This is a genomic window from Mucilaginibacter sp. cycad4 (genome assembly GCF_034263275.1).
GTDB lineage: Bacteria > Bacteroidota > Bacteroidia > Sphingobacteriales > Sphingobacteriaceae > Mucilaginibacter.
The window spans coordinates 2,030,258-2,045,539 of sequence record NZ_CP139559.1; the positions used below are offsets into that span (position 1 = coordinate 2,030,258).

Consider the following 15,282-nt stretch of genomic DNA (forward strand, 5'->3'; position numbering starts at 1 on the left):
ATTACAAAAAAACACTGTTTCTACAAGCGGTTAAGGCATTGCAGGGGGCAATGTGGATGACCGGATGGCTACCAGCTTTTGCTGACCTCGCTTTGTCCGGTGCGGACATCGAAGATGTTTTGGCATAGCAGGTTGGAAAACAATGTTTGCTTTAATTTAATGCGGTTTGTTTTAATCAGTAGCCGGGAGAGTTGGGGATGGCAGCGAAGAGGAACTGGATGACGTTGACGTGTGCGACGATGATGAGGATGTTGAAGATGTTGAAGTGCTTGCGGGGGTACCGGACGAGTTTATCAACATAACCAGGTCAAAAACGGCAAGCGCAAATTCTTCAAGCTTTTCCGGTGGAACATTATTACCTAATTTTCGTAGCTCGATAATAGCGCCTTGTCTTATCTTTTCCGGGCTTTTTTCAGTCTCAGAATCGCCGATGTCGCCAATAGCTTTCATATCTCCCCAAAACATATAATTTTCAGGGTTAATTTTTCCATAACCACTCACAACGGTCTTTTGAAACAGATCTACATTCCTTTTTAAGAATGTTAAAATAGTTTGAATGGTAACAGTTTTATAACTATCGGATCCGCTAATATTCCTTTCCTCGGTTAAGCCGTCGGGAATAACCCGTCTGTCTAATCCTGTTAGGGCATCTATTTCTTCTTTCTCCTCCGGAGACAAAGAATTATAAAAAGGGAGCAAGCCATTTCGAAGCATAAACGGCATCCAGTATTTAAAATATCCGCCATCAGCCGGCTTTACTTCGCTCGTTATATTTTGGGCAAAACCGTATAACATTGCTGCGAAACTTATTGTTTTTTCTGACCCTGATTTAATTTCACTCCTGGCCTCACGCTGCGCAGTGGCCCATGCATCTTTAAATGCCCTTTGGTCTTCTTTTCCACTCCAGCCAAACAAATTTACCAACGCTGAAGGGGCACTCCTGTTTATTTCCGTGATTGGTGTTCGTAGCATTTCGTTTTTCGCTTCTGAAGCCGTACCGGTACCCAGTGCCACTTCGTCGCTATGTTTTGTTTCGATAGCCATTTTGTCATCATCAAATGTTTTAAACGGCGCCTTGGTTAAATAATCAATCAATTGGGCAATCTTTTCAAATTTCACCCCGATTGTTGCCTGCGGATGGAAATGTTTACTTCCTTTTATACGAAATGTTTCCAGGGCATTTTGCTCAACTGGTTCTTTTTTATGTTCTACTTCTACTTTATGCACTTTTTCTCCTTCATGCTCATCATCATCATCGTCATCATCGTCATCATCGTCATCATCGTCATCATCATCACTGGTATCCTCTCCGGCTTTTTCCCCCAAACTTATAGCTTTGTTTTCCTCTTTTTTCTCATCGCTGTCCTGTTGCAAAACTTCCATAATCAGCTTCATTATGGGTGCCACTTCATAATCCGGATCCCATTTAACTGTTTCTATGCCCATTACTTCGCCGCCATCCGTCACTTCATTTAAAAATGAGGTTATCCTTTTTATAATTCGCACCAGTTCGCCGCGGCCATCTTTGGTTTCGTCAACGGGTTTTGTTTTGAATTCTAATTCAGGCAGGTTGTCTGCACCGCCATCGGCTATCACGTCAAATAATTTTTCTTTGTCGGTACCTAATGTTGCAGTTTGTTTAATTTCTTTTAAATTTTCAAAAATAATACTGTCATAAGCCTGAAATTCGAACCCTATCTTTCTTTGTATAACATCTGTTGTTGGCAAGGGGAGGTGGTTAGGTATGGTTACCGGTAGCTGCCGCGCTGTTTTTAGTTGTATGGCTTTTTGCCCCATCATATCCGCTTCTGCTTCAAGCGCAGGGTTATCATTTATAGCAAGCCCTTTGGCCTGTAAAGTGGGTTTAACACGGCCCTGCTTTTGCTGTACAACGTGCCAGGCTTCGTGCGGTAAGTGCTGTTCCTGACCCGGCCCCACGTGGATCTGATTACCTTTAGCAAAAGCAAGGGCACCTGCTTGTGCCGGTTCGGCCGAGTTATAATTAACTTTTACATCATCCAGCGGCACACCAGAAAGATGCTCCACGCTGCTTTTTAGCCGGGGGGGTAAGGTATTGCCTGTAGTTTGGCTGGATTTATCCCGCTGCATAAACTGGGTTACCGCGGCAAAGCCTTTGGCTGCCTTATTGCCACCTTCGGCCGGCAAATGCGATGATTCTTCTTTTACGACTTTCTTTTCCCTGTTCATGTGATTATTATGGGATACTTTAGTGCAATTTAAAAAACAATTCTGTTTTCCCGCTGATCCGGGTGTGCCGCCCTGGTATATCGTAATTTAAAACAGCACGATAAAACTGCCCGGTGCAATAACTATTGTGTGCATAACATTTAGGTAACTAAATGAAATTAGCTGATGCATTGCATGATAATCACGCGATATTGGGTTTTATAAAAAATAACATCCTATAATTGAACATCCCGGTTCAAATGATACATTCCGCAGGAACGTAATTTGACAAGCAGTTACAAGGAAGAAGATGATACAGATGCCGACGAGGATACTGCCGGCGATGGCTCTGAAGATAAACCGGGATGATGTATAGCATGAATAAGGTCAAAAACAGCCAGGGCGTAATTTATAAGCCCGCCTATCGGCATTCGGCTACCTAATTTTCTCAATTCGATAATTGCTCCCTGCCGTATCTTTTCAACGGGCGACCCCGGGCCTGCCTGCGAAGGGCCAATATCATCGAGGCTCTTCATTTTATATTTTTTTTTCATGGTCTCACCAATTCTTATTTCGCCGTAGCCCGCCACCTCTTCATCTTGCAGTAGGTCGCTTACGTCTTTCTGTTCCTCCTTGTCCTCTTCATCTTGTCTATGTTCCGGCGTCTCTTTTTTCTTGATCAAATCAAGAAGTATTGCTTTAACAGTAGGTACGTTATCGGGGGCTATGTCATCTTTGTTGGGAATTGGCGTAACTTTTAAATTTAAAGTGTCGTCGATAAGTAATTGCTTTAATTCTAATATTTCACTTGGGTTAAGATTGTTAATAAACGGCCAAAGACCGGTCCTCAACATAAAAGGCATCATGTCTTTTATGTAAGCCTGCTGCCGCTTCGCCGACTTCGGCGCTTCTGTTGACTTAATGTCCTTAGGGTCCTTTGTATCCCTTGTCGGCATAGGATCCCCAATCACGTTAATATCCGGATTTTCGTGGTTCTTTGCTAAGCCATAAGCAATTGCAGCAATTCCTCTAACTTTGGTCGATGTTATCCCCATATTGCTTTTTGCTTGCTCCAGGCCCTGCCTGGATGTTAGTTTAAATGGTTTACGAACTGGGCCGCCGCCCCATCCAATAAGATTTGCATGCTTTTGTGGCTCCGATATTTTTTTTTCCTCATCTTTTGTTTCAGTAGCACTGGAAGCTTCTTCAATACCTCCGGTTTTAAGGGGGGCGCTGGTTAAATGCTCAATCAAATCAACTACATTTTCAAACTTTACACCCACAGTAGCTTGAGGAGAGAACATTTTTCCGCTTTTGTCTACAATAAACTTTGGAATTTCTAACAAATCTTCTTTATACTTTTGGGGCAATTCTACCCTCTTTTTTTCTCTTTCAGCTTCTACTTGTTCTTTCTCTTTCCGTGATTTATCTGCTTGATCTTTAAGTTCTTCGTATTTACCGAAAACGACATCGAAATCGAAATCGGCATCGACATCCGGGGGCGTGGGATCTACTATTTCTTTTTCTGCAGGTTTGGTTCTTTCATTTTCTGCCATCTCTGCAGCAAATTTAATGGTCACATTAGCCTCAAATCTTTCAGAAATTTTTTCTTCCCAGTCTAAACCCTTAATTTTTTCTAAAGGTAAATTATCTTCTATCTGGCTTAAAAACTTCACTATATTAACCATGGTTTTCATAAGCTGTTCACGCCCGGCAGGGTTTTCGTCAACCGCTTCTGTCACAATTTCTAAATCCAGAGGTTTGTTACCGTCGGCAAAGTCATCACCCTCTACGTTAAACTCACCCTTAATTCCTCCTAAACGCTCCTTATTTTCAGTTATATTCCCTAAAAAAATACTATTAACTGCCTGAAATTCAAGGCCTATTTTGCGCTGTACTACACCCGCATATTGCGAAACCGGATTATAAAGCGGCGTTACGTGTAAATCGCCTGCCGTTTTCAGCTGCGCCGCACGCTGCCCCATCATATCCGCTTCTGCTTCAAGCGCAGGGTTATCATTTATAGCAAGCCCTTTGGCCTGTAAAGTGGGTTTAACACGGCCCTGCTTTTGCTGTACAACATGCCAGGCTTCGTGCGGTAAGTGCTGTTCCTCACCGGGGCCGATATGTATCTGGTTGCCTTTGGCATAAGCCAGCGCACCTACGCGGGCGGGTGCCGGTGAGTTGTAGCTAACGCGCACGTCATCCATTGGCAGGCCCGAAAGCGCTTCCACGCCGCTTTTTAGCTGGGCGGGTAGAGCGTTGCCCGGGGTTTGGCCTGATTTATCCGGGTGCATAAACCGGGTTACGGCAGCGAAACCTTTGGCTGCCTTGCTGCTATCCTTAACCGCTAAATGCGATGGTTGTTCTTTAACGGCTTTCGTTTCTCTGTTCATGCGGAGGTTTATGGAAATGCTTTAGCTTAGGGCAATTTAAAAAATTAGATCAGCTTTTTTGGGAAGTTATTGTTTCGCAGTCAAATAAATCGTTTCCTGTATTTTTTGTCAAAAATAAACTGATTTTATGCCCCTGGTGCTACACCGGGCTGAGTTTGCTTTAACATGGATTCTATAAGGCTGGCGGCACCCTTATGGTTAGGGTCTAAAGCAAACGTTCGGGCAATAAATTTCAAGGCCTGTTCATCATTCTTGAGTACGTAATAACACCCGGCGATATTGTAAAGCACCGCAGTATCCGGCGGATGTGCCTCCAACGAGTGCCCGAAGAAAAACAAAGCATCCTGATAGCAGCAAAGCTGATAAAATACCGAACCGATATCAAAAGCTAAATCGCCTTCCTCGCCCATGCTGTAATAATTGTTCCAAACCTCGTATAAAAGTAATTTAAAATTAGCTATCTCATCGGGTTTGGCTTCTTCGGCTATGTACAGCAAACACGGCAAAAGATTTTTAAATATATTGGTGTCAAAGCACGATAGCCTGATGCAGGATTCCATTTGCATCAGGTTCATATCGTAGCAGTTATCTACAAAATGCCTTTTCAGGCGAAAAAAGTCATCGGGGCCGAAACGCTCCACCTGGTTACGAAAAGCTGATTTTGTTTCGGCGTAATCTTCAGGTACCTTAAGCGCCAATAAGGTGCATATACTAATTGATTGATGATTTTGACGGGTAGTGAGCGACAACGCCCCTTGCGCCGTAAAATATGTGTCGATAGCGTGAAAGTTGACATTTAAAGAAAAACCGCCGGCATGTTTAATAATCTGGGGTGGCATTTTGTCGTCCAGGTCCTGTATTTGATGTCTTCCCTTATCGGCCGAGATCAGCAAAAAACCTTCGGCAGAAAGACGGTGTAAACGTTCAAGGCAGCCAATGGCAATGTGAGGGAACAATACCCACGAATCTTTGATGTTTTGGCGGTAATGATCTAAAAGGAGGTTTAATTCTTTTTCGGCGTATCGTGTGGCCGCGTCTGTAAGTTTACTGTGGTAAGTTACCTCAATTTGTTGCATCAACTGGGTTGGAGTAGAGGTATCGTCATGCGGTTCGGGAACGGAAAGTACTGTTTCTCCATCGTAAACGTTGCGTCCGGTAATGTAAAAAAGATCCTGTGGTACGCTGTCCCAAAGGTAGTTTGCTATTACCAGCAACGGTGTTTGCAGATGACCTTTTTTTAGAGTCAGCCCCTGCATTTGCAGGTTAAGCTCTGTAGTACATTTCACATCAAAAAAAGCAAAATCGAGCCAGTTTTTGTCGGTGAATTTTTTAAGTTTAGGATGATTTTTCCAAAAGGCAATATTGTTAGCGGATAGGTCGCTCATGATATAAGTGAAGGGCGGCACCTCAAAGGCTGCACCTTCGCATAGCGTTTCCAGGCGTGTTAGCAGGTGATAGGCCAATCGCCCGGATCCGGTTCCCAGTTCAAGCAAATAGATGGTCTCTTTTTGAGCGGGAAAAAGCCGTACACGGTCACGGAGGAAAGCAAATATAAGTTCGGCATAGGCAGCAGCCACGGCCGAATTATTAGTGATATAGTGCGGCACATCGCCATCCCGCCAGGCCTTTATGCCGGCGTTTGTATAATAGTCGCGATGGATTTTCCAAAGCAATGAATCGGAAAAGGAAGTATTGTGTTCAACAATATGCATTGTATTATCCCGCATCTGTTTTTTTACTATGTTTTATACCAAATATAGCCTTAAACCGGCAAATCCCCTATGCTGAGCGTAAGCTCTTTACGGTAAAATAAAACAAAACAAAATGTACTCGATTCTTACGCGCTCAAGCGGGTGATGCCCCGCGTGTTTAGGAAGTGTGCCGTCCTCATCTGCATGGTGGTGCGGCGTAATGCCATGATATAGCAGCAGGGGGGCAAAACCCAGGAACAATAATGTTTTGCTAAACCATCTCACCATACAAAATAGCATATCTCTTGTTCGTAGAACTCGGTAAACTAAACTGCAACTGGTTGACTTCCATGATTTAATGGATTTTCCGGAGTCACTGACCACACGATTCCGGGTCCCCGGTTCGCCCGGTAGTGTTTAAAGTGCGCTTGCAATAAGGTTAATAGAATAATCAAGCTGTCATGGAGCTGTTGCTTTTCAACTTCAGAGTAAAATGATCAAACACCGGAATCTTCAGATGTCGTGTTTAAATTAAATTTATTAACGCATTTTTGTACACCTCAACTCAATTTAGTAGGTTATTGATTTATATGTCAAAATTTATTTCTACCAGTATAGGTTGGCTTGGCGTAGTTTTATGTACACTCGGCTACCTTTTATTAAGCTTAAAGGTACTTAAAGCCGAATCATGGCTGTTTCAGATGTTAAATATTCTTGGCGGCCTGTGCCTGGCAGCAACAGCCGTTAATTCGCAGGACCTTCCCAACGCAGCTGCAAATGTACTGTGGATGTTTATTGGTATGTATGCTTTGGGCCGGCAGTTACGCAACCGTTAATTGAGGGATCTCTAAAAACTCATAAGCTTTTTGTTTGTAAAAGTTCAATCTTTGGATGTAGGCTGCCATGTCATTCTCCAGTGAGAGATAGAAATAAGCACCATCAACTAATACAAAAATAAAGTCGGCGGCTGTTTGCGGGGCCTTAATTGTGGTTAGCCCTTTTTCGTTGCATTGTTCAATAATCGCCGCCAAACCTTGACGCAATGAATCGAGGATGACCTTGTATTTCGATTTGATCTTTTCCTCGCGGAAAGCCAGGGCATAAAAAGTGTAGAAAAGCCCGTCGTCAAAAAGCAGGTTCCACTCTTTCGAAAACAGCATTTCAACAGTACGCTGCAGGTTTTCTAAAGTTGCCTGATCTTTATCTTTAACAGTGTATATCAATAAGTAACTTTCCAGGATATGATCGATAAGTGCGTAGGTGAGGTCTTCCTTGGTTGCAAAATAATGTAAAATCAAACTCGGGTTAATATCCATAACCTTGGCAATTTTAGCTATCGAGGTATTTTCGTAGCCTTCCTTTTTAGCCACTTCATAAAACATCTTGATTATTTCCAGTTGTCTTGTTTCCTTAAGACTTTTGCGACCCATCTTTTGTAGCGATTTTGTTGCAAACTACTAAAAAGAAATCTGCATAATCAAATTATTAATAAATTGATTGACTGTTCAATCAATTTATTAATCCCTGCTTAACTTCGTATTAATATCGGATAGGGAATTTAGTCGGCGGTTTAAACCCTCGTCTAATTAAAAATAACTATCAAGCAAATGAAAAAAAAGCTACTTTGGATCTTCCTGCTCCTGTTTACCATAAGCAGCGGCTTTGCCCAGGGAATCACCGTAAACGGTGTAGTATCTGATGCAAAAACAAAAGAGACGCTGCCCGGTGTAAACATTAATGTAAAGGGCACAAATTTGCGTATCGCCACAAACAAAAATGGTGCATATACGCTTACCGATTTGAAACCAGATGCCGTGCTGGTTTTTTCATTTATGGGATATAAGCCCGTAGAAACCCCGCTGAACGGGAGAACGAAAATTGACGTTTCCTTATCAGATGACTTCGCCAACCTGAACGAAGTTGTAGTGGTAGGCTTTGGTACCAAGAAAAAGATCAACATCGCCGGCGCCATCGACCAGATTTCCGGAAAGCAACTGGAATCAAGGCCGCTTGCTAACGTAATTCAGGGTTTACAGGGCCTGAGCCCGGGTTTAAATATCACCTATCCGGGTGGTGCGCCTGGTACAGTGCCAACCATTAATATCAGGGGCTATACGTCAATTAACGGCGGTTCGCCCCTGATCGTTATCGATGGTATCCCGGCAACAAGCAATGACGACCTGCTAAGGTTAACCCCCTCTGATATTACGTCGTTCACGGTACTCCGCGATGCAGCGTCTGCGGCTATTTATGGCGCAAGGGCGGCATTTGGTGTGATCCTTGTAACCACCAGGCAAGGCATTGCAGGCCATAATACCATCAGCTATAACACTTATACATCATGGGCTAAACCAACCTTGCTGCCAAAACCCGTAACCGACCCTTATATTTTTTCGAGGGTACTGGAAACCTCTACCGATAATACCCCGTGGGATTATGTCAACTACTCTGACGAGTATTACCGCTGGGCAAAAGAAAGATCGGATAACCCATCAATTGCCGATACCCGCCTTAATCCAACAGACCCAACCAAATGGGAATACATGGGGAGTAACGACTGGTATAAATATTTCTTCAATAACGCCAGTTCATCTCAAAGCCACACCTTAACATTCTCGGGCGGCGCCACTGTAAACAATAAGCCGCTTACGTATTATCTTTCTGCCGATTATACTAAGGATAACGGCTTAAACAAACTTACCGATGATTACTGGAGCCGCTACGGGCTGAGATCTAAAGTGGGTTTTTCGCCTGTTTCATGGCTAAAGATTGATAATAACCTGAGCATCTATCAAACCAAACGCGCGCTGCCAAACTCAAGCATAACCGATTTGTACTACCTGATGCCTACCGATGTGGCTACCAACCCCGACGGTACATGGGCAAATACATCGGCCGGCAGGTTGGCTGCTAAGCTTACTGATGGCGGCAACAGCCTCCAAAATATGTTCGGTTTTCAGAATATTACCAGCGCCGCCGCTTTATTTCTAAATGGCGACTTGCAGGTGAATGCCGACGCTTCATTTAAAAGAGAGCTGTGGAAGACACATACCGACACAAAAAAATATAAAATTGGTTACGGCCCGAATGATATCAGGGAAGAAGGCGGGACAGGATCGGTAAGCGAAGGCAACGGTTATTTATATAACAACGCTTTTAACGTATACTCAACCTACAAAAAAACATTGGGCGATCATTTTTTTAGCGCCATGGTGGGTTTTAACAGTGAAGATTACAGCTACTCTACCGTTAATGCGGGTAAAGATGTACTGATCTCTTCTTCATTACCGTATTTATCGCTTACCAGCGGTACGGCTACTGCAAGCGGCGGCTACTCGGCATACGCCACAAATAGTGTATTTTCAAGGTTGAACTATACTTTTAAAAATAGATATATCCTTGAGGCTACCGGAAGGTACGATGGTTCGTCACGTTTCCCGGTTTCAAAAAGATGGGGCTTTTTCCCTTCGGCTTCTGCAGCATGGATAGTAAGCGGCGAAAACTTTTTTAAACCGCTGGCACCTGCTGTGTCAACATTTAAACTGCGCTCATCGTACGGCGATCTTGGCAACCAGAACGTGGGCGACTTTGGTTATATCCAGTCGCTTGCAACAGGAACTTCGGGTTACCTGATTGGAGGTGCCGGCCAAAACCAGATCATTACAGGCGCACCCGGCCTGAATGTTGACCCGCAAACATATACCTGGGAGAGGGTTTCAACCCGTAACTTTGGTACCGATATCGGTTTGTTGAATGATAAGTTGTCGTTTACTTTTGATTACTACATCCGCGATACCAAGGGAATGCTGACCGCCGGCCAGGAACTTCCGGGCGTATTGGGCACCGGGGTGCCACGCCAAAACGCTGCCGATCTGCGCACCAAAGGCTGGGAGTTATCAATATCATATCGGGATAGGTTTGAGCTTGGTTCAAAACCATTCAACTTTGATGCTAAAATATTCATTGCCGATTCAAGATCTAAGATCACTAAATTTAAAAACGACCAGGGTTTGTTTTCCAATTATCGCGTAGGGCAGGATATCGGCGAGATTTGGGGACTTCAAAACGACGGTTTGTTCCGCAGCAAAGAAGAAATTGCCGCTCTTGATGAATCGGCGATTGTTCCATGGGGCGCTTTATCTATCGTAGAAGGCTGGCCTAAATACAAGGACCTTGACGGAAACGGAAAGATAGAAACAGGCTTAAGCACTAAAAATCCTAAGGATTTAAAAATAATAGGTAACAGTACAGATCGCTATACTGTTGGGGCTAATATCAATATGGACTGGCGTGGCATTGACCTGGCCGTATTCCTTCAGGGTGTTTTGAAAAGAGATTTCTATCCGCATCATTACCTGTTCTGGGGCCCGTACCAACAGCCTTATGCCAACGTATACCCCTGGAATTTGAACTACTATCGTGGTGCGGCAGATTCGCCGGAGCAAAGGGCTAAGCACTCCGCTTCTTATATTGCCGCCGGCCTTGCCGATGCCAATACCAATTCAGAATATCCTGTATTACAATCATGGCTTGCCGATGCCAATTATGGCAGTGGTTTGGATATCCCGCAAACCAAATACCTGTTGAACGGCGCTTACCTGCGCATCAAAAACGTATCAATTGGTTATACCATCCCGGCTAAATGGACTAAGAAGATCGGCGTGAGCCGCCTGCGTTTCTACGCCACCGGCGAGAACCTGTATGAGTTTTCGGCCATTAAAAAATATATCGATCCGGAGGCTGTTAACCAGGGGCCAAGCGCCTGGGCATATCCTTACCAGCGCAGGTATGCTTTGGGTTTAAACCTGGACTTTTAACCTGATGTTTCATTACATTTCAAATCAAAGTAAAATGAAAAAGTATCTATATATATTAGTTATTGCGGCAGTAAGCACCCTTGCGGCCTGCAAAAAGGGAGGGCTCGACCGTTTTCCCCAAACTTCCATTTCGCCCAATCTTTTTTTTAATACCGAGGAGGACCTGGCTTTATACGTAAACGGTTTATTATCCCAACCCGACCGTGGTACCTACCTTAATGATCAGAGCTCCGATAACGTTGCCACCACAGCAGCCGTTGAAGTAAAAAATATTATGGTTGGAAGCGCCAACTCACAAAACATCACCACCGGATGGAGCTGGACAAGATTGCGCAACATCAATTATTTACTCGAAAATTATTCAAAGGCCCAGGTTACCCAGACCATTAAAAATCATTATGCAGGTTTGGCCAGGTACTATAGAGCTGAATTTTACCTGGATAAAGTAAAGCGTTTTTCTGATGTGCCATGGTATTCGGGCACTTTAGACCCTGCGGATAAAGACCTGTATAAAGGCCGTGACCCGCGCAAGCTGGTTGCTGATAGTATTATGGCTGACCTGGACTTTGCTTATAAAAACGTAAGGGAAAGTGTACCAACCGGTACGCCGGGTAAATGGGCGGTGGCTACTTTGTACGCCCGCGCTGCGCTGTATGAAGGCACGTATCGCAAATATCATGACGAATTGGGTTTAAAAGAATCTGCTAATACCTTCCTGCAAACTGCCGCGAGGGTTGCCGGTGAGATTATCGCCAGCGGTAAATTCACGATTTACAATACAGGAAAGCCAGAGCAGGATTACGCGGCTTTATTTTCGAGCCAGGACCTTACCGGCAACAGCGAAGTGATCCTGGCCAATATTTTTGATTTAACAAAAGGCAAAGGCCAAAACGTTAACTCAACCGTATTTGGCGATTACGAGCAGGCGCCTGCTAAAGATCTGATTCAGACCTACCTCATGAAAGACGGAAGCCGTTTTACTGATGTTGCCAATTACGCGCAGATGGGATTTGTTGAGGAATTTAAAAACCGCGATCCGCGCATGTCGCAAACTATGGTTTATCCAGGTTGGGTACGGGTTCCTGATGCAACGCCTTATATCCAGCGTTTAAATAAAAATTTTACCGGTTATCACCAGCTAAAAGGCTATGTAAACAGCACGGATAACAATACACTGAATGGCGTGGATTTCCCGGTATATCGCTATGCGGAAATATTGCTTACTTATGCCGAGGCTTTGGCCGAGTTGGGTACTTTAACCCAAAGCCAGTTAGATCAATCGCTTAATTTATTAAGGAGGAGGGCCGGTTTGCCTGATCTTAACCTCGCCGTGGCGAATGCTAATCCCGATCCGGCTTTGAAATTGCAATACCCGAATGTAACATCCAACATAGGTGTTATCCTCGAGATCAGGCGTGAGCGCAGGGTGGAGTTCGCCTTTGAAAATTTAAGGTTTGATGATTTGATGCGCTGGAAGGTTGGTAAACTGCTTATTAAAAGCCCTGAAGGTATGTACTTTAAAGGTTTGGGTAAATATGATTTGACCGGAGATGGCGTAGATGACATCATTTTGATTGACAGGGCAGCTACCATTCCGGCCGAAGAACAGAAAGAGAAAAACCCGCTCGGCGTAAAACTGGTATACTATCGTGCCGGAACCATTGGCACCGATGCTACGGTTTACCTGAAAAACGGGAACAGCGGCGGTAACATCGTAACCGAAAATGTTGTAAGGACTTTTGAGGAGCCGAAATTTTACTATCGCCCTATCCCGCAGCAGCAGGTTGTATTGAACCCTAATTTGAAACAAATTTTTGGCTGGTAACATCCCATGGAAATAAAAAGAAGAGCATTACTAAAGGCCGCTGCAGGCATAGCTGCGGGTGTGGCAGCCACCGGCGCCATGCCCGCCATGGCTTTATCGCCGGCAGAAAAAAGAAGCAAAGGCAAACCGGTGTTGACGGTAGCTCATATTACTGACGTTCACATCAGGGCCGGTGATAACGCCCCCGATAGGTTTAAGAACTGCTTAAAGCAGGTCGTCAGCAAATACAAGCCCGATTTCTTTTTAAACGGCGGCGACTCGATCAACGATGCCTCGTACGATAATGTAGTGCGGAACCAGGTTACCGAACAATGGGGTATATGGGATGACTGCCTGCAATTGTTAAGCAAATATGAAGTATACAGCTGCATAGGCAATCATGACCCCTGGTGGAAAGCCCCGGTAAAAACCGATGAAATGTTCGGAAAAGATTACGTGGTAAAACGCCTCAAAATCCCGAACCGTTATTACAGCTTCAGCAAAAAGAACTGGCATTTCATTATCCTGGATGGCAATAACAGCAATATTTCGCTGGATGCCGAACAGTACGCCTGGCTGCAGCAGGACCTGGAAAAACTACCTGCCGGAACGCCAACCCTGCTAATGTCGCATTATCCCATCCTGGGTACCACACAGGTACTGGTGGGCGGCGGCCACTCAGACTGTAAAAAGTTGAAAGACCTGTTTTATAAACATAAAGATAAAGTAAGGATCTGCCTGAGCGGCCATAACCACCTGTCGGATCATACGGTTTACAATGATATACTGTACTGCTGTAACGGCGCAATGAGCGGTTTTTGGTGGGGTAAAGGAGATGCCGAATCGGCCGGTCCGGGCTATTACCTGGAAACTCCGCCGGGATATGCCATCCTGAAACTTTACGCAGATGGCACTGTGGAGAATGAATACTATCCGCACACTTTTTAAATAAAAAAACAATGAGGTTAAAAATAATTATTTGCGTTGCAGCCTGGCTTTCTTTATCGGCAGCAGCCTTAGCCCAAAGGCAAAAAAAGGTGGTTTATGTTATTGCCGATGGGATCCCCGCCGACGTAATGGAACGTGTGGATCTGCCTAATTTTAAAAAGATTATTGAAGCAGGATCGTACCTGCGTATCCATGTGGGAGGCGATAAAGGAACTTATAATGAAACGCCAACCATATCGGCAGTAGGTTATAACAGTTTGCTTACTGGTACCTGGGTAAATAAACACAATGTGCCCGATAATGATATCACGGCCCCCAACTACAACTACCGCCATATTTTCGGAATTTTTAAAGATCAATACCCCAATAAAAAAACAGCGATCTTTTCCAGCTGGACAGATAACCGTACCAAATTACTGGGCGATGGCCTGCCCGCCACAGGCAACTTCAAACCCGATTATGCTTTTGATGGGTATGAACTGGATACCGTTCGGTTTAAGCATGATAAAAAATCGGATTACATGCACCTGATTGATGAGGAAGTTGTTAAACAGGCAGCTAATACTATCAAAACTAACAGTCCCGACCTGTCATGGGTGTACCTCGAGTACACGGACGACATGGGCCACCGGTATGGTGATAGCCCTGAGTTTTATAAAGCAGTTAGTATGCTGGATACGCAGATGGGTAAGATCTGGGATGCCATCACTTACCGCCAAAAAAACTTTAAAGAAGATTGGCTGATTGTGATCACAACTGACCATGGCCGGGATGAAAGGACTGGCAAAGGGCACGGCGGTCAATCCGAAAGGCAACGGTCAACCTGGATGGTTAGCAATTATAAAAACCTAAATATCTACGCGCGGTATTTTGATTTAGGCATAGTAGATATTATGCCATCCATTGCCCGCTACCTGGACGTGAAACTGCCTGAAAACGTTGCGCGGGAAATTGACGGCACACCTTTTATGGGCCCTGTATCGGTAACCGCACTTAAAGCCAACTATGTACAAGATCACCTCGACATTAGCTGGAAAGCACTTGGAAAAACCGGCAAAGCCAAAATTTGGCTGGCTACCACCAATTATTTTAAAACCGGCGGGGAAGATAATTATCACTTACTGGCAGAGGTTGACCTTGCCCAACAACATTACTTTGCTGATGTGAAAAACTATCCTTCTGCATTTTATAAAATTATTGTTGAGGCACCGGATAATATTGTGAATAAGTGGGTTGTTTTGAAGAACTAAGCAGGTTTTTAGTTTGAAAGATTGTCTCAAAAACCTGGAGAGAGCAGGACATGTTAGCTTAGAGATGTTCGCTATTGCGGGGTCATTGATATGCTGCTGTGTTCTGCCTTTGTTAGTTAGGTTGTATTTTCAAGAACATTCAAAATTTCGGCCTTTTGATCTGTTGACAACAAAATGTTCAATAACCTG

At 44.2% G+C, this 15,282-nt stretch carries 9 protein-coding genes; 5 read left to right on the forward strand and 4 right to left on the reverse strand.

The window, feature by feature from the left end; translation table 11 throughout:
* Positions 1-171 precede the first annotated feature (171 nt).
* The 3 genes from SNE26_RS08230 to SNE26_RS08240 all read right to left on the reverse strand — a co-directional run bounded on the left by SNE26_RS08230 (position 172) and on the right by SNE26_RS08240 (position 6,310).
* Positions 172-2,208, reverse strand: a complete 2,037-nt coding sequence (locus tag SNE26_RS08230) for a DUF4157 domain-containing protein (RefSeq protein ID WP_321558877.1) — start codon at positions 2,206-2,208, stop codon at positions 172-174.
* Between the two features lie 275 nt (positions 2,209-2,483).
* The gene (locus SNE26_RS08235) at positions 2,484-4,484 is read right to left on the reverse strand and encodes a DUF4157 domain-containing protein (protein ID WP_321558878.1); all 2,001 of its coding nucleotides are present in this window, start codon (positions 4,482-4,484) and stop codon (positions 2,484-2,486) included.
* A gap of 224 nt (positions 4,485-4,708) precedes the next feature.
* Positions 4,709-6,310: a tetratricopeptide repeat protein gene (locus SNE26_RS08240; protein ID WP_321558879.1), complete on the reverse strand. Its 1,602-nt coding sequence runs from the start codon at positions 6,308-6,310 to the stop codon at positions 4,709-4,711.
* Between the two features lie 554 nt (positions 6,311-6,864).
* Here SNE26_RS08240 and SNE26_RS08245 point away from each other — a divergent pair.
* Positions 6,865-7,110, forward strand: coding sequence for a hypothetical protein (locus tag SNE26_RS08245; RefSeq protein WP_321558880.1), 246 nt, complete (start codon positions 6,865-6,867; stop codon positions 7,108-7,110).
* Here SNE26_RS08245 and SNE26_RS08250 read toward each other — a convergent pair.
* Positions 7,096-7,704 carry a TetR family transcriptional regulator gene (locus tag SNE26_RS08250; RefSeq protein ID WP_321558881.1) on the reverse strand — a complete coding sequence of 203 codons (609 nt, stop codon included), beginning with the start codon at positions 7,702-7,704 and terminating at the stop codon, positions 7,096-7,098. The genes SNE26_RS08245 and SNE26_RS08250 overlap by 15 nt on opposite strands.
* A 177-nt stretch (positions 7,705-7,881) precedes the next feature.
* On the opposite strand from SNE26_RS08250, the gene SNE26_RS08255 reads away from it, so the two are divergent.
* From SNE26_RS08255 to SNE26_RS08270, 4 genes are read left to right on the forward strand one after another with little or no spacing between them, the layout of a single operon-like run.
* Complete coding sequence (locus SNE26_RS08255; RefSeq protein ID WP_321558882.1) at positions 7,882-11,091, forward strand: TonB-dependent receptor; 3,210 nt, start codon at positions 7,882-7,884, stop codon at positions 11,089-11,091.
* A gap of 34 nt (positions 11,092-11,125) precedes the next feature.
* Positions 11,126-12,916 carry a RagB/SusD family nutrient uptake outer membrane protein gene (locus SNE26_RS08260; protein ID WP_321558883.1) on the forward strand — a complete coding sequence of 597 codons (1,791 nt, stop codon included), beginning with the start codon at positions 11,126-11,128 and terminating at the stop codon, positions 12,914-12,916.
* Between the two features lie 6 nt (positions 12,917-12,922).
* Positions 12,923-13,843 (forward strand): metallophosphoesterase, encoded by a 921-nt coding sequence (locus SNE26_RS08265; protein WP_321558884.1) that lies wholly within the window; start codon positions 12,923-12,925, stop codon positions 13,841-13,843.
* 11 nt (positions 13,844-13,854) lie between these two features.
* Positions 13,855-15,093 carry an alkaline phosphatase family protein gene (locus SNE26_RS08270; RefSeq protein ID WP_321558885.1) on the forward strand — a complete coding sequence of 413 codons (1,239 nt, stop codon included), beginning with the start codon at positions 13,855-13,857 and terminating at the stop codon, positions 15,091-15,093.
* Positions 15,094-15,282 lie beyond the last annotated feature (189 nt).

What these genes read in the sequence shown, in the direction of transcription:
- SNE26_RS08250 (WP_321558881.1), bottom strand. Translation starts at nt 7,704, where the DNA reads ATGGGTCGCAAAAGTCTTAAGGAAACAAGACAACTGGAAATAATCAAG.
- SNE26_RS08255 (WP_321558882.1), top strand. Translation starts at nt 7,882, where the DNA reads ATGAAAAAAAAGCTACTTTGGATCTTCCTGCTCCTGTTTACCATAAGC.
- SNE26_RS08230 (WP_321558877.1), bottom strand. Translation starts at nt 2,208, where the DNA reads ATGAACAGGGAAAAGAAAGTCGTAAAAGAAGAATCATCGCATTTGCCG.
- SNE26_RS08240 (WP_321558879.1), bottom strand. Translation starts at nt 6,310, where the DNA reads ATGCGGGATAATACAATGCATATTGTTGAACACAATACTTCCTTTTCC.
- SNE26_RS08235 (WP_321558878.1), bottom strand. Translation starts at nt 4,484, where the DNA reads ATGCACCCGGATAAATCAGGCCAAACCCCGGGCAACGCTCTACCCGCC.
- SNE26_RS08270 (WP_321558885.1), top strand. Translation starts at nt 13,855, where the DNA reads ATGAGGTTAAAAATAATTATTTGCGTTGCAGCCTGGCTTTCTTTATCG.
- SNE26_RS08265 (WP_321558884.1), top strand. Translation starts at nt 12,923, where the DNA reads ATGGAAATAAAAAGAAGAGCATTACTAAAGGCCGCTGCAGGCATAGCT.
- SNE26_RS08260 (WP_321558883.1), top strand. Translation starts at nt 11,126, where the DNA reads ATGAAAAAGTATCTATATATATTAGTTATTGCGGCAGTAAGCACCCTT.
- SNE26_RS08245 (WP_321558880.1), top strand. Translation starts at nt 6,865, where the DNA reads ATGTCAAAATTTATTTCTACCAGTATAGGTTGGCTTGGCGTAGTTTTA.